Source organism: Streptomyces sp. ISL-87, assembly GCF_018614095.1.
GTDB lineage: Bacteria > Actinomycetota > Actinomycetes > Streptomycetales > Streptomycetaceae > Streptomyces.
This window is the reverse complement of record NZ_JAGGOY010000070.1, coordinates 46,252-65,514: the sequence shown is the minus strand read 5'-3', so window position 1 is coordinate 65,514 and position 19,263 is coordinate 46,252. Positions and strand designations below refer to the sequence as shown.

The following is a 19,263-nucleotide window of genomic DNA, read 5'->3' as shown; positions in this document are numbered from 1 at the left end:
AGGGGAGGGGCGCGAGCACCCGCTGGACGGTGACGCGCAGCGGGGCGGGGACGAAACACCGGTCGGCCGGACCAAGACGCGCAGCGCGGCGGACGCAATGCCAGCCGGCCCGGGACGTGCGGCGGACCGTAGTCCGTGCAGTCGCCGGACGGCCGCGGTGCCCAGCGGGGCGGTAACGGAACACCCGCCGGGTGGGCGGTAACGCACGGCGGGGCGGAACGCGAACACCCTGGACGGTGACGCGCAGCGGGGCGGGGACGGACGGACACCCGGGGGGCGGGTTGGCGGAGTCTGCGGTTGATGAATCCGGCATCTGACTCCCCTAACGGTCTTCCGTCACCACGAGACGGGCCGCAGACGCCCGAAAGCCGGACCGTGGCGCGAATGCGGGCGACTTACGCCCAGCCCGTGCCGGGCTGATCGCCGCCCTGCGGCCCGTCTGGGGCTGTTGCGGGAGGGCTACACCTTCCCCGACCCGCCCCCGCCCCCGGGTCGCCTTCGCCCCGCCCGGCTGTTCCCGGCCCGCCCCCGGCCGTCCCCCGCCGTCCCGTTACACCCCCACCACCGGCGTGAGCGTTGTTTCGGCTGGGCCTTGTGCGTCGGCCTGGCGTTGGCGTTCTGTGCTGTCGCTGATGCGGAGGAGGAGGGCGATCATGATCCAGTTGGCCAGGAGGGAGGAGCCGCCCTTGGCCAGGAAGGGGAGGGCTTTGCCGGTCAGGGGGATCAGGCCTGTTACGCCGCCTGCTACGACGAAGACCTGGAGGGCGAGCGCCGCCGAGAGGCCGACCGCCAGGAGTTTGCCGAAGGGGTCGCGCGCGCCGAGGGCCATGCGCAGGCCCCGCTGCACGAGGAGGGCGTAGAGGAGGAGGACCGCCATGACTCCGGCCAGGCCCAGTTCCTCGCCGACGGTGGTGAGGATGAAGTCGCTGCGGCCCGCGAACTTGATCAGCTCCGGGTGGCCCATGCCCAGGCCCGTGCCGGAGATGCCGCCCGTGCCGAAGCTGAACAGTGCCTGCGCCGACTGGTCCGAGGTGACTCCCGGCGGGCGGTCCGGCCAGTAGTACGACAGCGGTTCCAGCCAGGCGGCCACGCGCGCATTGACGTGCGGTTCCGTCGAGCCGACGACGAACGCGCCCAGTGATGCCATCAGCAGACCGCACACGATCCAGCTGGTGCGCTCGGTGGCCACGTAGAGCATCACCACGAAGACGCCGAAGAAGATCAGCGAGGTGCCCAGGTCGCGTTCGAAGACCAGGACCAGCATCGACACGATCCACACCGTGACGATGGGGCCCAGCTGGCGCATCGGGGGCAGGCGCATGCCCAGGAATTTGCGGCCGGTGAGGGCGAGGGAGTCCCGGTGGATGACCAGGTAGCCCGCGAAGAAGATGGCGATCATGATCTTCACGAACTCGCCCGGCTGGAGCGAGAACCCGAAGAGGATGATCCAGCGCTTCGCGCCGTAGGTATCGGCCCCGAAGAACGCCGGCGCGATCAGCAGCACCAGCGCGACGGCCATCGTGATGTAGATGAACCGCTGCAACAGCCGGTGATCGCGCAGCAGCGCCACCACCAGGATGCAGGCGGCGATCCCGACCACCGTCCACATCAGCTGGCCGGGAGCGTTGGCGTCCGCGTTGTAGCGCTCGATGTACCCCTGGTCCAGGCGGTGCAGCAGCACCAGCCCGAGCCCGGTCAGCAGCATGGCGAGCGGGAAGATGAGGGGATCCGCGTACGGGGCGAAGCGGCGGACGCCCAGGTGGCCGACCAGCGAGAGCAGCGCCAGGCTGATGGTGAAGTCGGTGAATTTGGGCGGGAGCTCGCCGTTCATGGCCAGGCCAGCGGCGGCGTGGCCGAAGACGGCGATGCCGATGACGAAGACGAGGAGCAGGGCTTCGGTGCGACGGCGGGCGCCCGCCGTCGTCTGCGGCCTCAGTCCACGCACGGGATGCCGCCGCCGTCCACCGCGCTCTTCTGCGAGGCGCCGGGGGAGGGTGACGGGGGAAGTGACGGTGGAAAAGACGGGGGAAGTGACGCCTCACGGGATGCCGGAGGTGAGCTCGGGCTCGCAGAGGCGTTCGGCCCGATCTGCTCGGCAATGAGGCGCTTTATCTTCATATCATCTACGACGTTGATGTCCTCCTCATGGTTCCTTCCGAGCGCTCCATGGGGCCGCGGCGCAGGGATTTGGCGCAGGGATTCGGCCAGGCGTTCTTCGGCTTCGACCGCCAGGATGCGCGTCGCGCCGTGCGTCATATCTCGGACGCCATGGGCCTCAGGCGCCGGGAGAAGGGGCCTCGGAGGGCCGGAGAAGCCCCAGGCGGAGGTAGCTGGATCTGTGCGACTCGGCGAAGCGAATTGGCACTCCGCTTGACCGAGTGCTAATCGCCGGAATAGTGTCACACCTGGCACTCACCCCCGGTGAGTGCCAACACAGCGACAGGCAGATCCGGCACCCGCGACGACGGATCGACCTGGTCGCCACCTCAGACAGTTAACCCCGGATCTCCGAAGGGGGAGGTCGGATCGTGACGACCGCCAGCTCCAAGGTTGCCATCAAGCCGCTCGAGGACCGCATTGTGGTCCAGCCGCTCGACGCCGAGCAGACCACGGCCTCCGGCCTGGTCATCCCGGACACCGCGAAGGAGAAGCCCCAGGAGGGCGTCGTCCTCGCGGTGGGCCCGGGTCGCTTCGAGGACGGCCAGCGTCTTCCGCTGGACGTCAACGTCGGCGACATCGTGCTGTACAGCAAGTACGGCGGCACCGAAGTGAAGTACAGCGGCGAGGAGTACCTCGTCCTCTCGGCTCGCGACGTGCTCGCGATCGTCGAGAAGTAATTCGCTTCTCCAGTTTTGCTTTGAGCTGCGCCCCTGGTCACCCTGCTGATGCCGGGGGGCGAGGGGCGCAGTTCGTTCTAGGCGGTCGCGGTGAGCGGCCGAGGATCGCAACGAGAGGGCTGAACCGCTCCCATGCCGAAGATTCTGAAGTTCGATGAGGACGCCCGTCGCGCCCTCGAGCGCGGCGTCAACAAGCTTGCCGACACGGTGAAGGTGACGATCGGCCCCAAGGGCCGCAACGTCGTCATCGACAAGAAGTTCGGCGCCCCCACCATCACCAACGACGGTGTCACCATCGCTCGCGAGGTCGAGCTGGACGACCCGTACGAGAACCTGGGCGCGCAGCTCGTGAAGGAGGTGGCGACCAAGACCAACGACATCGCGGGTGACGGCACCACCACCGCCACCGTGCTGGCCCAGGCGCTGGTCCGCGAGGGCCTGCGCAACGTCGCCGCCGGCGCCTCCCCGGCCGCCCTGAAGAAGGGCATCGACGCCGCGGTCAAGGCCGTGTGCGAGGAGCTCCTCGCGACCGCCCGCCCGATCGAGGACAAGTCCGACATCGCCGCCGTGGCCGCGCTCTCCGCGCAGGACCAGCAGGTCGGCGAGCTCATCGCCGAGGCGATGGACAAGGTCGGCAAGGACGGTGTCATCACCGTCGAGGAGTCCAACGCCTTCGGCCTGGAGCTGGAGTTCACCGAGGGCATGGCCTTCGACAAGGGCTACCTCTCGCCGTACATGGTCTCCGACCAGGAGCGTATGGAGGCCGTCCTCGACGACCCGTACATCCTGATCAACCAGGGCAAGATCTCCTCCATCCAGGACCTCCTGCCGCTGCTCGAGAAGGTCATCCAGGCGGGCGGCTCCCGCCCGCTGCTGATCATCGCCGAGGACGTCGAGGGCGAGGCGCTCTCCACCCTCGTCGTCAACAAGATCCGCGGCACCTTCAACGCGGTCGCCGTCAAGGCCCCCGGCTTCGGTGACCGCCGCAAGGCGATGCTCCAGGACATGGCCACCCTCACCGGTGCCACCGTCATCGCCGAGGAGGTCGGCCTCAAGCTCGACCAGGCCGGTCTGGACGTACTGGGCAGCGCGCGCCGCGTGACCATCTCCAAGGACGACACCACCATCGTCGACGGTGGCGGCAGCTCCGACGAGGTCCTCGGCCGCGTCAACCAGATCAAGGCCGAGATCGAGTCCACCGACTCGGACTGGGACCGCGAGAAGCTGCAGGAGCGCCTGGCGAAGCTCGCCGGTGGCGTCTGCGTCATCAAGGTCGGCGCCGCCACCGAGGTGGAGCTCAAGGAGAAGAAGCACCGCCTCGAGGACGCCATCTCGGCGACCCGCGCCGCGGTCGAGGAGGGCATCGTCTCCGGCGGTGGCTCCGCGCTCGTCCACGCCGTTAAGGTACTTGAGGACAACCTCGGCCTGACCGGCGACGAGGGCACCGGCGTCTCCGTCGTCCGCCGCGCCGCGGTCGAGCCGCTGCGCTGGATCGCCGAGAACGCCGGCCTCGAGGGTTACGTCATCACCTCGAAGGTCGCCGAGCTCGACAAGGGCCAGGGCTTCAACGCCGCCACCGGCGAGTACGGCGACCTGGTCAAGGCCGGCGTCATCGACCCGGTCAAGGTCACCCGTTCCGCGCTGGAGAACGCCGCTTCCATCGCCTCCCTGCTGCTCACGACCGAGACCCTGGTCGTCGAGAAGCCGGCCGAGGAAGAGGGCGACGCCGGTCACGGCCACGGTCACGGCCACAGCCACTGATCGCGCCCCGCACTGGGGAAGGCCCCGTTCCGCATCTGCGGAGCGGGGCCTTCCTGTGTGTGAGGGCCGTGTGTGGGGCTACATGGCGCGTGTGGGGCTACATGGCGCCCAGTTGGCGCATCAGGCCCATGGCGTCGTAGTGCCACCAGCCTTCCTTGATCATTCCGTCCTCACATCGGAAGACCGTCGTGCCGGTCATCGTGCAGGTCTTGCCGGTCGGGGCGATGCCCATGAACTCGCCCTTGTGCTTGCCCTTCCAGGTCCACAGCGTGGTGACGTAGTCGTCCTGCGCCATCTGGGCGTCCCGCGTGAAGGTGAAGTCGAAGCCGCCTCGCCACTGCTCCACGTCCTCGCGCATCCCCGCGTGTCCGATCTTGTCCTCGGGGTTGCTGATGTCGTGGTCGTGGTAGTCCGACGCGACGATCTCCGGGATGACGGACATGTCGCCCTTCATCACGATCTCGTCGTACATCCGGTTCACCAGCATCGTGTTGAGGTTCTCGTCCCGGACGACGTCCAGGTTGGTGAAGCTGGGCATCCCGTCGCAGAGCGCCACCATCTCCTGGAACATCTTGTCCGTCTCCGGGAGATGAGAGTTCTTCATGGCCTCTTCGTACGAGGGGAATTCGACCACGTCCACGTAGTGGTTCTCGTTCTCGCGGTCCTTGCCCACGATGCTGTGGGTGACAGTGCGCTTGCCCTGGCTCTGCGAGACGTACCGGTCGAGCAGCTGGTTGAGGTCATCCTGCCGACTGGTCTTGTAATCGATTATCTGTACGAATGTCATGGTGGTCTCCCGGGCTTGATGGGGCATATCCAGTTTAGGGAGATTTCGCCCGGTTGGCTGGTTGGCCGGTTTACCGGCGAGTACTAGGGTTACTGGGGACCGTACTTGCGGCCCGTACGCGAGGACACGCCGCCCAGCAGCCCGCGCGGAGTCAGCTTCACCACGCCCATCAGTGCCTTGTAGCGAGGGTCCGGGATCGACACCGTCTTCCCGCGCGCCAGGTCGGCCAGCGCCGCCGCCACCAGCTTGTCGGCGTCGAGCCACATCCAGCCCGGGATGTTGTCCGTGCCCATGCCGGCCCGCTCGTGGAACTCCGTACGCACGAAGCCCGGGCACAGAGCCATCAGCCGCACCCCGGACCCCGCCAGGTCCTTCGCCGCGCCCTGGGTGAACTGCACGACCCAGGCCTTGCTGGCCCCGTAGGTGCCGCGCGGTACGAAGGCGGCCACCGAGGCCACGTTGATCACACCGCCGCGGCAGCGCGAGCGCATTGACTCGGTGGCCGCCGAGGTCAGCCGGAGCACGGCCTCGATGTGCACCTTCAGCATGGTCAGCTCGTCGGCCATCGAGACTTCGAGGTAGCGGCCTTTGTTGCCGAAACCCGCGTTGTTGACCAGCAGGTCCACCGGGTGTTTACGGTCGCCGAGGCGCTTCTCGACCGTCGCGATGCCCTCCTCCGTGGAGAGGTCGGCGGTCAGTACCTCGGCCTCGATGCCGTGCCGGTCGTGCAGCTCGGTGGCCTGCTCGCCGAGCCGCTTGGTATCGCGGGCCACCAGAACGAGGTTGTGCCCCTGGGCGGCGAGCCGCCGGGCGAAGGCGGCGCCGATGCCCGCCGTGGATCCCGTAATCAACGCAGTCGTCATACGCGCAACCTAGCCGCCCCGGGTTGCCGTTCCGCGCGCCGTAGGGCCGTACGGCCGTCCGGACCCCCGCCGCCCCCGCTACGCCGTCGCCCTCGCTACGCCGTCGCCCCCGCTACGCCCGGCTCCCCGCTACGCCCGGCTCCCTGCTACGCCGGGCTCCCCTGCTTCTCCCGCGTCTCCCGCTTCTCCTGCTTCGCGACGTACGCGCGCACGGTGTCGTGCGCCGCGGGCTCCATCGCCGCACCCGCCGCCGTCGTACGCGGCAGCAGCGTGCGCTCGGTGGTGAAGGCGCGGAACCAGAAGTCCACCGTCACCTCGTGGTCCGGCCGGTGCAGGATCTCGATGGTGTCGCCGGGGGAGACGGAGCCCTCCTCGATCACCCGCAGGTACGCACCCGGGCGGGCCTCCTGGGTGAACCGCTTGACCCAGCCGGTCTCGCCCAGCGCGCCCTGGAAGGTCCGGCACGGGATACGGGCCGAGGCCACTTCGAGGACGAGGTCCGGGCCGACCCGCCAGCGCTCGCCGAGGAGCGCGCCGTTCACGTCGATGCCGGAGGTGGTGAAGTTCTCCCCGAAGATCCCCCCGGGCAGTTCGCGGCCCAGCTCGCGCTCCCACCAGTCCAGGTCCTCGCGGGCGTAGGCGTAGACGGCCTGGTGGTCGCCGCCGTGGTGGCGCAGGTCGCAGACGTCGTCGCCCTCGACGCCGCCGGCCGCGATGCCCTTGGGGCCCGGGGCGAAGACGCGGACCGGGCCGGGGACCGGACGCTTGCCTATACCGGTCACTGCGCCCTTCGCGTCGGTGTAGTCGACGACCGTCGCGCGGCCCAGGTTCACGGAGATCAGATGCATGCGGACAAAAATAGCCCAGCTTCCCCAAAGGGACGGCTGAATATTCGCACCGCGGTCAAAGTGGGGCTTATGCTCAAAGGGTGATCGAGGCACGTCATCTCCGGGTTCTGCGCGCTGTCGCCGGGACCGGGTCCTTCTCCGCCGCCGCGCGCGAGCTCGGCTGCACCCAGCCGGCCGTCTCCCAGCAGATGAAGGCGCTGGAGCAGTCGGCGGGCACCCCGCTGCTGATCCGCACCGGGCGCGAGATGCGGCTCACCCAGGCCGGTGAGGCGCTGGTGCGCCATGCTGCGAGCATCCTGGCGGGGCTGACGGCCGCCGAGGAGGAGGTCGCGGCCATCGCCGGGCTGCGCGCGGGCCGGGTCCGGCTGGTGTCCTTCCCCAGCGGGAGCTCCACCCTCGTACCGACGGCGCTCGCGGCGATGCGCGCCGAGCACCCCGGTACGCGTATCTCACTGGTCGAGGCCGAGCCGCCGCGCTCGGTGGAGATGCTGCGCGAGGGGGACTGCGACCTGGCGCTGGCGTTCCGCTACGGCGGGGACGGCAGCGGCGGTGCGCCGGGGGCCTTCGCCGAGTGGGAGGACCTCGTGGTCCGGCCGCTGCTGACCGACCGGCTCGTCGGATTGGTTCCCGAGGGCCACCGGCTGGCCGGCGCGGAGCGGGTGGGCATGGCGGAACTCGCCGACGAGCCGTGGATCGCGGGCTGTCCGCGCTGTCGCCGCCATCTGGTGGAGGTGTGCGAGGGCGCGGGCTTCACCCCGCGGATCGACTTCGCCACCGACGACTACCCCGCCGTGGTGGGCCTGGTGGGCGCCGGGCTGGGTGTCGCGGTGCTGCCCGAGCTCGCGGTGGAGTCCGTACGGGCCAAGGGCGTGAGCACCCTGATCGTGGAACCGGCCGTCGAGCGGGAGGTCGTGGCGCTGACCCTGCCCGACCTGGCCCGCGTACCGGCCGTGGCCGCGACCCTGGCCCAGCTGGAACGCGCCGGCACGCGCTGACCGTACGGCGGTACGGCCGAACGCGTGACGGCATGGCGTTCCGGGGCGCTGCGACACGCCCGTGCGTGGTGCGGATTTGGGGAAACGTTCCTTCGGACGTTTCGGGCTTCCGGATCAGTGCGGGGGGATCGGGCCGATCGCGCTCGGCGCGGGGATCAGGCGGTGCCGGGCGCGGCCCATCAGCTCTTCACGCTCGTCCTCCGTGAGGCCGCCCCACACCCCGTAGGGCTCGCGGACGGCGAGTGCGTGCGCGGCGCATTCCGAACGCACCGGGCAACGCATGCAGACCTCTTTAGCCGAGGCCTCGCGCGCGCTCCTGGCCGCGCCCCGCTCGCCTTCCGGGTGGAAGAAGAGGGAGCTGTCGACCCCCCGGCAGGCAGCCAGCAGCTGCCAGTCCCAGAGGTCGGCGTTCGGTCCGGGGAGGCGGGAGAAATCTGCCATGGGTAGTCCTCTTGGTGCCGGTACTGAGGCGGATAGGTCCATGTCTCCACATCTACTGTCGTAGTAGATGTAAATATGACTCATTGGGAATCTAGCCTCAGACATGTGCCAAACGGAAGGAAAGCCGCCAAATAGGGCATACCTCCACATGGAGGATGGTTGGCTTGTCGCTCCAGCACCGTGATCGCTTCCTCACGTAGAGTGCCGAAGGTGTCCGTCCGACCCGTAACTCTTTCGAGTGACCATCGTTGAGAGTGCGAAGGCGGTTGAACGAAGAAGTTCCCGGACAGATGTCCGAGAGCATCGACCGCACAGGTGACGATACGTACCAGCCTGGAGGCTCAAGGTGACGCGCATCAGCAGCTGCGGAGGGCGGTCATGACATCCGTCCTCGTCTGCGACGACTCCCCGCTTGCCCGAGAGGCGCTCCGTCGCGCGGTTGCCACCGTGCCCGGCGTCGAGCGTGTGACGACGGCTGCCAACGGCGAGGAAGTCCTCCGCCGCTGGGGTGCCGACCGCTCCGACCTGATTCTGATGGATGTCCGGATGCCCGGGCTCGGCGGTGTGGAGACGGTCCGCCGCCTGCTCTCGGCCGATCCGGGTGCCCGCATCATCATGCTGACGGTCGCCGAGGACCTGGACGGCGTGGCCCTCGCGGTCGCCGCAGGCGCCCGAGGCTATCTGCACAAGGACGCCTCGCGCGCCGAACTGCGGGCCACGGTCACCCAGGCGCTCGCCGACCCGACCTGGCGACTGGCCCCGCGCCGGCTCCGCTCGGCCGAGATGGGCGCCGCGCCCACGCTCACCGCGCGTGAGATCCAGGTGCTGGAGGGCATGAGCCACGGCCGGTCCAACGCGGAGATCGGGCGCGAGCTCTTCCTCTCCGAGGACACGGTCAAGACGCACGCCCGCAGGCTGTTCAAGAAGCTCGGCGCCTCGGACCGGGCGCATGCCGTCGCGCTCGGATTCCGCTGGGGCCTGGTCCGCTGACCCCCGGGTCCCGGTCCGGTCCGCCGGCCCCGGACCGACCGGAGCAGTCCCGTCCGCCACCGGCGGGCGGGGCGGCACGCCGTTCGCCGGCGGTGCCGCGTTCAGCCCTGTCCGATGCCGCCGCACTGGTCCCGCCGTACCCGGTGCGGACCCGGGGATTGGCGGGGCACAATCCGGGGGACGTGTCGCTTCGTGCGCGATGCCGCATCCTTGAGGTGTGGCCGCACTTCGACAGTGGGGCCTCGGGGACCATTCGGGCCGAGCGGAGGGGAGGGCGCAGACGATGACTTCGGGCGCACCCGCTCATAACGCTTCGATGCACAACAAGGACCATGGTGCCGCGAATGCTCCGGCGCCAAGGCACCATGGATTGATGCGCGACGACGAGGCAGTGGGGTCACCCGCGGCCGCAGGCTCCACCGGCGCCGCCAAAGGCGGTAGCGCCGGTGCTGTCAGCGCGCTCGTACGCCGTGCGGTGGAGGGTGACGAGCAGGCGACGCACGATCTGCTCGCCTTCGTGCACCCGCTCGCGATCCGCTATTGCCGCACCAGACTCTCCCGGCTTCCCGGTGATGCTCGTCACTTCGTGGAGGACCTGGCGCAGGAAGTCTGCGTCGCCGTACTGATGGCCCTGCCTCGGTACCGGGACACCGGGCGCCCCTTCGAGGCGTTCGTCTTCGCCATCGCCGCGCACAAGGTCGCCGATCTCCAGCGGGCCGCCATGCGGCACCCGGGCAGTACGGCCGTGCCGTCCGACGAGATGCCCGAGCGGCCGGACGACTCGCTGGGGCCGGAGGAGCGGGCGCTGCTCAGCAGTGACGCCGCCTGGGCCAAGAAGCTGCTGGCCAACCTGCCGGAGAACCAGCGCGAGCTCCTCGTACTGCGGGTGGCCGTCGGGCTGACCGCCGAGGAGACCGGGCAGATGCTCGGAATGTCCCCCGGGGCGGTGCGGGTAGCCCAGCACAGGGCGCTCAGTCGGCTCCGGGCACTCGCGGAACAGTAGCCATATGGCGTCTGGCCTGCCGCGAAACTTGTAGCAAGCTACGAAAATCATGGTCGATCTTGGTCGTGGAATGAGACGCGTCGGGATCCCGTTAGCATGGACATCCGCGCCGAGCAAGACCATTTGGGAAGGTGTCATGACTGCCGACGGAGTACCCGACAAATTCGCCGCGCTCGGACTTACCTACGACGACGTGCTGCTGCTGCCGGGCGCGTCGGACATGGCGCCGGACCAGATCGACACCTCCTCCCGCATCTCGCGCAATGTCCGCGTGAACGTCCCGCTGCTGTCCGCGGCCATGGACAAGGTCACCGAGGCACGTATGGCCATCGCGATGGCCCGCCAGGGCGGCGTCGGCGTGCTGCACCGCAACCTGTCGATCGTCGACCAGGCGAACCAGGTCGACCTGGTCAAGCGCTCCGAGTCCGGCATGGTCACCGACCCGATCACGGTGCACCCGGACGCGACCCTGGGCGAGGCCGACCAGCTCTGCGCGAAGTTCCGCATCTCCGGTGTCCCGGTCACCGACGCCGCAGGCAAGCTGCTCGGCATCGTCACCAACCGCGACATGGCCTTCGAGTCTGACCGCAGCCGCCAGGTGCGCGAGGTCATGACCCCGATGCCGCTGGTCACCGGCAAGGTCGGCATCTCCGGCGTGGACGCCATGGAGCTGCTGCGCCGCCACAAGATCGAGAAGCTGCCGCTGGTCGACGACGCGGGCATCCTCAAGGGCCTCATCACGGTCAAGGACTTCGTCAAGGCCGAGCAGTACCCGAACGCCGCCAAGGACAAGGAAGGCCGGCTGCTCGTCGGCGCGGCCGTCGGTGTCGCCGGTGACGCGTACGAGCGCGCCCAGGCCCTGATCGAGGCGGGCGCCGACTTCATCGTCGTCGACACCGCCCACGGCCACTCCCGGCTGGTCGGCGACATGGTCGCCAAGATCAAGTCGAACTCCACCATCGACGTCATCGGCGGCAACATCGCCACCCGCGACGGCGCCCAGGCGCTCATCGACGCCGGCTGCGACGGCATCAAGGTCGGCGTCGGCCCCGGCTCCATCTGCACCACCCGCGTGGTCGCCGGCATCGGCGTCCCGCAGGTCACCGCCATCTACGAGGCCTCCCTCGCCGCCAAGGCCGCGGGTGTCCCGGTCATCGGCGACGGCGGCCTGCAGTACTCCGGCGACATCGCCAAGGCCCTGGTCGCGGGCGCCGACACGGTGATGCTCGGCTCGCTGCTCGCGGGCTGCGAGGAGTCCCCGGGCGAACTGCTCTTCATCAACGGCAAGCAGTTCAAGTCGTACCGCGGCATGGGCTCGCTCGGCGCGATGCAGACCCGTGGCGAGCAGAAGTCCTTCTCCAAGGACCGCTACTTCCAGGAGGGCGTGGGCGGCGACGACAAGCTCATCCCCGAGGGCATCGAGGGCCAGGTCCCGTACCGCGGCCCGCTCTCCGCGGTCGTGCACCAGCTCGTCGGCGGGCTGCGCCAGTCGATGTTCTACGTCGGCGGCCGCACGGTCCCCGAGCTCCAGGACCGTGGCCGCTTCGTCCGGATCACCTCGGCGGGGCTCAAGGAGAGCCACCCGCACGACATCCAGATGACGGTCGAGGCGCCGAACTACAGCCGCAAGGGCTGAACAGCGTGATCGCGTGAAGGGGCGGGTCCGACGGGGACCCGCCCCTTCGCCGTGCGTACGCTTCCTGCGGCGGGCCCGGTGCGTCCGTACAGCGGTCACCGGAACGCGGCCCCCCGGGGTTCGGGGATACTGGACGGGCAGACCCAGAGGAAAGGCCACCACACGTGACTGAGATCGAGATCGGGCGCGGCAAGCGCGGCCGCAGGGCGTACGCGTTCGACGACATCGCCATCGTCCCGAGCCGGCGTACGCGGGACCCGAAGGAGGTCTCGATCGCCTGGCAGATCGACGCGTACCGCTTCGAGCTCCCGTTCCTGGCCGCCCCCATGGACTCGGTGGTCTCCCCGCAGACCGCCATCCGCATCGGCGAGCTCGGCGGCCTCGGAGTGCTGAACCTCGAAGGCCTGTGGACCCGGTACGAGGACCCGCAGCCGCTGCTCGACGAGATCGCGGAGCTCGACGAGGACACCGCGACCCGTCGCCTCCAGGAGATCTACTCCGCGCCGATCCAGGCGGACCTGATCCGCCGGCGCATCAAGGAGGTGCGCGACTCGGGCGTCGTCACCGCCGCCGCGCTCTCCCCGCAGCGCACCGCCGAGTTCTCCAAGGCCGTCGTGGACGCCGGTGTGGACATCTTCGTGATCCGCGGCACCACCGTGTCGGCGGAGCACGTCTCCGGCGCCGCCGAGCCGCTGAACCTCAAGCAGTTCATCTACGAGCTCGACGTCCCCGTCATCGTCGGCGGCTGCGCCACGTACACCGCGGCCCTGCACCTGATGCGCACCGGCGCCGCGGGTGTCCTGGTCGGCTTCGGCGGCGGCGCCGCGCACACCACGCGCAACGTGCTCGGCATCCAGGTCCCGATGGCGACCGCCGTCGCGGACGTGGCCGCGGCCCGCCGCGACTACATGGACGAGTCCGGCGGCCGCTACGTGCACGTCATCGCCGACGGCGGCGTGGGCTGGTCGGGCGACATCCCGAAGGCCGTCGCCTGCGGCGCCGACGCCGTGATGATGGGCTCCCCGCTGGCCCGTGCCACCGACGCGCCCGGCAAGGGCAACCACTGGGGCATGGAGGCCGTCCACGAGGACGTGCCGCGCGGCAAGAAGGTCAACCTCGGCACGGTCGGCACCACCGAGGAGATCCTCACCGGCCCGTCGCACAGCCCGGACGGCTCGATGAACATCTTCGGCGCGCTGCGCCGCTCGATGGCCACCACCGGCTACAGCGAGCTCAAGGAGTTCCAGCGGGTCGAGGTCACGGTCGCGGACTCGCAGCACAGCCGCTGATCCACATGCTGTGGGAGGGCCGGCACCCCGGAGGGGGCGCCGGCCCTTCGGCGTTTCAGCCAGTCAGTTCTTGCCCTTGATCCGGCGGTCCAGGCAGATGGCCCACGGGATGAGGAGGACGCCCGCGAGGAACAGCCATGTGAGCAGGTACTGCGCTTCGTCCTCGGGTATGTGGTCGTGTCTGTCGCCCAGGGCGAGGCCGAGCACGAGCACAGACCCGCCGATGATCAGTCCGGGGACACCGAGCACCCACAGCAGGACGGTGAACCAGACGGAGCGCTCGGCGGGCGGGGCCGCGGGTGCGGGCGCGGCCGGGCGCGGGATCCGCGACGGAGCGCGGGGTGGCATCGCGACCACCGCCGAGGGCGGGACGGCCGCGTCGACCAGGGCCAGCTCGGCCGGGGGGATCCGGTACAGGGCCGGCTCGACGGTGACGGTGAACCCGTCGTCGCCGACCAGATGGCGGGCGCCGTCCGGGTAGGCCTGCATCAGGGAGCATTCGGCGTAGCGGACGGTGACCCGCTGGTGCGGCGAGACCATGCTGACGCCGTCGTCGGCGATGTGCAGGGTGACGCCCGGGTCCGCCACCGCCGGGTAGGGGCGTCCGGTGACGAGGTCCGGGGATCCGGTGGGCGCGGCGGTCAGCCCCGCGCAGTGCACGTCCACGTCCACTTCCCGGCTGGGCAGCTGTACGAGCGCGTCGGCCCACACCGCGTGCGCCACCTCGCGCAGGGCCTCGGCGGTGACCGCCTCCAGCTCGGTCCTCGCCTCGGCGGCGGTGAGGTTGCGGCGGCCCAGCAGGAGATTCACGGCGTGATCGGGAAGCCGGGCGGAGGCGACCTCGGGGGTGTCGAGCGCGGCCAGCGCGGTGGCCCGTACGGCGTCCAGGGCGGACTGCTCGATCCGGCCGGCCCGCAGTCCCGCGAGGACGCCCAGGAAGGCGCCGACCAGGGCGTCCTGCTTCTGGGGGAGCGAGTCGGCGTACGCGACGACGGTCGCGGAGCCGGCGTCGCGCGGGTGGTATTCGGCGGTCGCGGTGGACGAGTAGCCGCCCTCCTGGCGCAGCTGGCGGAACAGCTCCTTGCGCAGGACCCCGGTGAACAGGCTCGCCGCGGCGGAGCGGGGCAGCACGGAGGTCAGGACGACACCGCCGCCGTCGCCGTGGAAGTAGGCGGGGGTGACGGGCAGTACGGGGGTGGCCCCGGGGGCCGGGTGCCGGCGGCCGGTGGGGAGGGTGAGGTCGAGGCCCTCGGGGACGGTGTCGCCGGTGATCCACAGGACGGCGTTCTCGGCGGTGAACCGGGTCCGCGCCCAGTCGCGTACGTCCTCCTCGGTGATCCCGGGCAGGCCGGCCTCCGCGTAGCCGGCGAGGCCGTAGGAGCGGGAGCCGTAGCGCCACTGGGTCGCGGCGTGGGACGGGGCGCGGCCGCGGCCGGCGGCCTCGGTGCGCAGGATCTCCTTCTCGGTCGCCAGCCGGTCCACGGGGAGGTCGCGCAGGGCGGCGCAGACACCGTTGAGGTACTCGACGACGTCGGCGGCGGTGCCGGTGACGCGGAAGTGGGTGTAGGCGGCGCCGCTGCAGTGGCGGTCGCTCAGGCCGTGGCGGTGCAGTGCGAGGTGCTCGACCAGATGGGTGATGCCGCTGGTGGCGAGCGTCTCGTCGGCTCGGCCGACCCGGAAGAGAAGCCCGGCGGTGAGAAGCCCGGAGCGGGGGGCGAGGACGGTACGGATGCCGTCCACTGTCGTGGTGACGATGCCATCGGCGTCGGTGGTCATCGTGGCGTCGGTGTTCATGCGGGTCGTCCCTCTCAGCCCTCAGTTCCGTCCTGGTGTGCCGGCCGCCGAGGGGATCTTGAGGGCCACGACGAAGGCGACCACCGCGGTGATGGTCACGGAGCCGAGTTGATATGCGCTCGTCGCTTCGAGCCAGAGCTCCTGCAGGCCACCGAGGCCGAGGGTGCCGACGACCTCACCGAGGCCGGCGCCGGTCAGGTCGCCGATGGCGAGCGCGAGGGCGAGCAGCTGGCCGAGGTAGACCGCGGCCAGGGACAGCACGGCGGCGGCCGGCGGGATCACCCGGTGGCGCCCGCCGAAGTGGCCCGCCGCGGCACCGACGAGGATGCCGATGACCAGCGCCAGGGGCCGGGCCTGCTCTTCAACCCGGTGCAGCACCCAGCCGTAGGCGGCGGCCGCGACCAAGGTGGCGAGGAGCGCGCCGGCGATGCCGCGGCCCGCACCGGTGGTGCGGGCCGGTCCGCGCTGCTGGGCGGCCACGGCCGCGGGGGTGGAGGAATCGGGGCCGGGTGGCCGGAACTGCTGGCTCATGGAGAAATCCCCCCCAGGGATTCAGGTGTACGCATGTCCGTGGTGAGGACGTATGTGCGAGATAAGTCGCCGCAGGTTAGCAGTCGTCCGCGGCGTCCCAAGGGGGATTTCGAGGCAGGTCAGAGCCGGTGTGCCGCGCCCGCCGGGCTGGCGCCGCGGGTGTCCAGGAGGAGCTGGGCCTTTACCGCCAGGCCTTGGAGGTCGTAGGTGCGGTGGTGCTGGAGGAGGATCGTCAGGTCGGCGTTGGCGGCGGCCTCGTACAGCGATTCGGCGCGGGGGACGGGCTGGTCCCGGACGCGCCAGCCGGCGATGTAGGGGTCGTGGTAGCTGATCAGCGCGCCCAGGTCGATGAGCCGGCTTGCGATCTCGCGGGCGGGGGAGCCCTCCTGGTCGGCGAGGTCGGGCTTGTACGTGACGCCCAGGAGGAGGACGCGTGCGCCGCGGGCGGATTTGCCGTGCTCGTTCAGCAGGGTGGCGGAACGCTGGATGACGTACTGCGGCATCCGGTTGTTGATCTCCTGCGCGAGGCCGACCATGCGCAGCGGGTGGCCGGGGGTGCGGGTGGTGTGGGGGAGGTAGTTGGGGTCGAGGGGGACGCCGTGTCCGCCGACGCCGGGGCCGGGGCGGAAGGCCTGGAACCCGTAGGGCTTGGTCTCGGCGCAGCGGATGACGTCCCACAGGTCGACGCCGAGGTCGTGGCAGAGCACGGCCATCTCGTTCATGAGGGCGATGTTGACGTGCCGGTAGTTGGTTTCGAGGAGCTGGACGGTCTCCGCCTCGCGCAGGCCGCGGGCCCGGACCACCTTGTCGGTGAGGCGGGCGTAGAAGGCGTGCGCCGACTCGGTGCAGGCGGGGGTGAGGCCGCCGATCACCTTGGGGGTATTGGAGATGCCGTGCGTCCGGTTGCCGGGGTCGAGGCGGCTGGGGGAGTAGGCCAGGTGGAAGTCCCGGCCGGCGCGCAGACCGGAGCCCGATTCGAGGATGGGGCGCAGGTAGTCCTCGGTGACGCCCGGGTGGGCGGCGGACTCCAGGATGACCGTGGTGTGCGGACGGAGCCGGGCGGCGAGGGTGTGGCCGGCCTCGCCGACGGCCGACAGGTCGAGCGCGCGGTCGGCGCCGAGCTGGGTGGGGGCGCAGATGACGGCGGTGCGGACCCGGCCGAGTTCGGCGGGGTTGGTGGTGACCCGGAAGCCGGCCGCCGACATGCGGCGGATCTCGGCGGCGGTGAGGGTGCTGTCCGTGGAAGGACCGCTGTCGTAACCGACGGTCTCGATTCTGGCGGCGACGGCCGCCTGGGCGAGTGGGAGGCCGAGGTGGCCGAGTCCGATGACGGCGAGATCTGCGGGCATGGGGTGCCGTCCCTTCCCTTTCCCTGACATGCATGAGGGGGCGGTGCGCGCAAATCCTGTGGACAGAGGGAGCTGGCGCTATGTCAGACTAGGCGTATATATGACAGATATGTCGCATTGCAGGATGTCGGCCACCGTTGTGTTGTCCACAGGCGGTGGCTGATGTCGGTGCGGCCGGTCAGAATCGTGTGCGGGGGATGTGAGCGGGATCACCCGCACGACGCGGGGATCCCCCGCACCAACGGGAGGCAGCCGTGAGGACAGCGACACTGGGACCGGTGCAGCGCGCCGAGGCGCTCGCCCGGATGGCCGAGCGGGAACTGGACGTGCTGGTCGTGGGCGCGGGCGTGGTGGGAGCCGGCATCGCGCTCGATGCCGTGACCAGAGGGCTGTCGACCGGCCTGGTGGAGGCACGGGACTGGGCGTCGGGCACCTCCAGCCGGTCGAGCAAGCTGATCCACGGCGGGCTGCGGTATCTGGAGATGCTCGACTTCGCCCTCGTACGGGAGGCGCTGAAGGAGCGGGGCCTGCTGCTGGGGCGGCTGGCTCCGCACCTGGTGAAGCCGGTGCCGTTCCTGTACCCGTTGCAGCACAAGGGGTGGGAGCGGTTCTACGCGGGCTCGGGCGTCGCGCTGTACGACGCGATGTCGGTGTCCAGCGGGCACGGGCGCGGGCTGCCGGTGCACCGGCACCTGTCGCGCAAGCGGGCCCTGCGGGTGGCGCCGGCGCTGCGCAAGGACGCTCTGGTGGGGGCCCTGCAGTACTACGACGCCCAGATGGACGATGCGCGCTACGTCGCCACGCTCGTCCGGACGGCCGCCGCGTACGGGGCGCACTGCGCCAACCGGGCGAGAGTGGTCGGCTTCCTGCGCGAGGGCGAGCGGGTGGTGGGCGCGCAGGTGCGGGACATGGAGGGGGGCGGGTCGTACGAGATCCGCGCGAAGCAGATCGTGAACGCGACGGGGGTGTGGACGGACGACACGCAGGCGCTGATCGGGGAGCGGGGGCAGTTCCACGTGCGGGCGTCGAAGGGCATCCACCTGGTCGTCCCGAAGGACCGGATCCACTCCTCGACGGGACTGATCCTGCGGACGGAGAAGTCGGTGCTGTTCGTCATCCCCTGGGGGCGGCACTGGATCGTGGGGACCACGGACACAGAGTGGGACCTGGACAAGGCGCATCCGGCGGCGTCGAGCGCGGACATCGACTATCTGCTGGAGCACGTGAACTCGGTACTGGCGGTGCCGCTCACGCGCGATGACGTCCAGGGGGTGTACGCGGGCCTGCGGCCGCTGCTGGCCGGTGAGTCGGACGCGACGAGCAAGCTCTCGCGGGAGCACACGGTGGCCCACCCGGTGCCGGGCCTGGTGGTGGTGGCGGGCGGCAAGTACACGACGTACCGGGTCATGGCGAAGGACGCGGTGGACGAGGCGGTGCACGGGCTGGACCAGCGGGTGGCCGAGTGTGTGACGGAGGATGTGCCGCTGGCCGGGGCGGAGGGATACCGGGCGCTGTGGAACGGGCGGGCGAGGATCGCGGCGCGGACGGGGCTTCATGTGGCGCGGGTGGAGCACCTGTTGAACCGGTACGGAGCGCTGACGGAGGAACTGCTGGAGCTGATCGCGGCGGACGCGTCGCTGGCCGAGCCGTTGTCGGGCGCCGACGACTATCTGCGGGCGGAGGTCGTGTACGCGGCCTCGCACGAGGGGGCGCGGCATCTGGACGACGTACTGACGCGGCGGACGCGGATCTCGATCGAGACGTTCGACCGGGGAACGCGGTCGGCGCGGGAGTGCGCGGAGCTGATGGCTCCGGTGCTGGGGTGGGACAAACAGCAGATCGAGAAGGAGGTGGAGCACTACGAAAAGCGGGTGCAGGCGGAGCGCGAGTCGCAGCGCCAGCCGGACGACCAGACGGCGGACGCGGCGCGGCTGGGGGCGCCCGACATCGTTCCGTTGTAACTCCGGGATGTGAAGGGGGGAACCGCGGACCCGGGGCTCCCGTCCGTTGCGGAGTGAGGAACAATGAGGGTTCTGCCGGGGCGGGTTACCGCGCGGGTTCTGCCGGGGCGGACCACCGGAAACCCCGGCGGCTGCCGGAGCAGCCGGCACGATCGCAGAGGGGACGCATGTCGAAGCC

General features: G+C 70.4%; 16 protein-coding genes. 8 read left to right on the top strand and 8 right to left on the bottom strand.

Translation table 11 applies throughout. The features are described 5' to 3' along the window. Positions 1-550: 550 nt before the first annotated feature. On the bottom strand, positions 551-1,945 hold the full coding sequence (locus J7I97_RS25635; RefSeq protein ID WP_214938868.1) for an FtsW/RodA/SpoVE family cell cycle protein: 1,395 nt from the start codon (positions 1,943-1,945) through the stop codon (positions 551-553). Between the two features lie 583 nt (positions 1,946-2,528). Between J7I97_RS25635 and groES the strand changes: the two genes are divergently transcribed. After that, positions 2,529-2,837 (top strand): co-chaperone GroES, encoded by a 309-nt coding sequence (gene groES / locus J7I97_RS25630; RefSeq protein ID WP_007265952.1) that lies wholly within the window; start codon positions 2,529-2,531, stop codon positions 2,835-2,837. A 132-nt stretch (positions 2,838-2,969) separates the two neighbouring features. After that, positions 2,970-4,598, top strand: coding sequence for a chaperonin GroEL (groL, locus tag J7I97_RS25625; RefSeq protein ID WP_214938866.1), 1,629 nt, complete (start codon positions 2,970-2,972; stop codon positions 4,596-4,598). 97 nt (positions 4,599-4,695) lie between these two features. Here the strand turns inward: groL and J7I97_RS25620 are convergent, their stop codons facing one another. The 3 genes from J7I97_RS25620 to J7I97_RS25610 all read right to left on the bottom strand — a co-directional run bounded on the left by J7I97_RS25620 (position 4,696) and on the right by J7I97_RS25610 (position 7,096). Continuing rightward, positions 4,696-5,385 (bottom strand): ester cyclase, encoded by a 690-nt coding sequence (locus J7I97_RS25620; protein WP_214938865.1) that lies wholly within the window; start codon positions 5,383-5,385, stop codon positions 4,696-4,698. A gap of 89 nt (positions 5,386-5,474) precedes the next feature. Continuing rightward, positions 5,475-6,248 (bottom strand): SDR family oxidoreductase, encoded by a 774-nt coding sequence (locus tag J7I97_RS25615; protein ID WP_214938863.1) that lies wholly within the window; start codon positions 6,246-6,248, stop codon positions 5,475-5,477. Positions 6,249-6,394: 146 nt separating this feature from the next. Then, on the bottom strand, positions 6,395-7,096 hold the full coding sequence (locus J7I97_RS25610) for an MOSC domain-containing protein (RefSeq protein ID WP_214938862.1): 702 nt from the start codon (positions 7,094-7,096) through the stop codon (positions 6,395-6,397). Between the two features lie 80 nt (positions 7,097-7,176). Here J7I97_RS25610 and J7I97_RS25605 point away from each other — a divergent pair, with 80 nt between their 5' ends. After that, positions 7,177-8,091 carry a LysR family transcriptional regulator gene (locus J7I97_RS25605; protein ID WP_214938860.1) on the top strand — a complete coding sequence of 305 codons (915 nt, stop codon included), beginning with the start codon at positions 7,177-7,179 and terminating at the stop codon, positions 8,089-8,091. A 114-nt stretch (positions 8,092-8,205) separates the two neighbouring features. On the opposite strand, the gene J7I97_RS25600 is transcribed toward J7I97_RS25605, so the two are convergent. Then, entirely contained in the window at positions 8,206-8,532 is a 327-nt protein-coding gene (locus tag J7I97_RS25600; protein ID WP_214938858.1) for a WhiB family transcriptional regulator, read from the bottom strand. A gap of 378 nt (positions 8,533-8,910) precedes the next feature. Between J7I97_RS25600 and J7I97_RS25595 the strand changes: the two genes are divergently transcribed. The 4 genes from J7I97_RS25595 to J7I97_RS25580 all read left to right on the top strand — a co-directional run bounded on the left by J7I97_RS25595 (position 8,911) and on the right by J7I97_RS25580 (position 13,450). Further along, positions 8,911-9,522, top strand: coding sequence for a response regulator transcription factor (locus tag J7I97_RS25595; RefSeq protein ID WP_003948568.1), 612 nt, complete (start codon positions 8,911-8,913; stop codon positions 9,520-9,522). A 373-nt stretch (positions 9,523-9,895) separates the two neighbouring features. Further along, positions 9,896-10,525 carry a sigma-70 family RNA polymerase sigma factor gene (locus J7I97_RS25590; RefSeq protein ID WP_214938856.1) on the top strand — a complete coding sequence of 210 codons (630 nt, stop codon included), beginning with the start codon at positions 9,896-9,898 and terminating at the stop codon, positions 10,523-10,525. Positions 10,526-10,661: 136 nt separating this feature from the next. After that, a complete protein-coding gene (guaB, locus tag J7I97_RS25585; RefSeq protein WP_214938854.1) occupies positions 10,662-12,161 on the top strand; it encodes an IMP dehydrogenase in 1,500 nt (499 codons plus the stop codon). 164 nt (positions 12,162-12,325) lie between these two features. Beyond that, positions 12,326-13,450: a GuaB3 family IMP dehydrogenase-related protein gene (locus J7I97_RS25580; protein WP_214938852.1), complete on the top strand. Its 1,125-nt coding sequence runs from the start codon at positions 12,326-12,328 to the stop codon at positions 13,448-13,450. Positions 13,451-13,513: 63 nt separating this feature from the next. Here the strand turns inward: J7I97_RS25580 and J7I97_RS25575 are convergent, their stop codons facing one another. From J7I97_RS25575 to J7I97_RS25565, 3 genes are all read right to left on the bottom strand, one after another. Next, complete coding sequence (locus J7I97_RS25575) at positions 13,514-15,244, bottom strand: pitrilysin family protein (protein WP_214938850.1); 1,731 nt, start codon at positions 15,242-15,244, stop codon at positions 13,514-13,516. Positions 15,245-15,265: 21 nt separating this feature from the next. Next, positions 15,266-15,775 (bottom strand): hypothetical protein, encoded by a 510-nt coding sequence (locus J7I97_RS25570; RefSeq protein ID WP_214938848.1) that lies wholly within the window; start codon positions 15,773-15,775, stop codon positions 15,266-15,268. 119 nt (positions 15,776-15,894) lie between these two features. Next, positions 15,895-17,124: a nucleotide sugar dehydrogenase gene (locus J7I97_RS25565; RefSeq protein ID WP_214938846.1), complete on the bottom strand. Its 1,230-nt coding sequence runs from the start codon at positions 17,122-17,124 to the stop codon at positions 15,895-15,897. 254 nt (positions 17,125-17,378) lie between these two features. On the opposite strand from J7I97_RS25565, the gene J7I97_RS25560 reads away from it, so the two are divergent. Next, positions 17,379-19,085, top strand: a complete 1,707-nt coding sequence (locus tag J7I97_RS25560) for a glycerol-3-phosphate dehydrogenase/oxidase (RefSeq protein ID WP_214938844.1) — start codon at positions 17,379-17,381, stop codon at positions 19,083-19,085. Positions 19,086-19,263 lie beyond the last annotated feature (178 nt).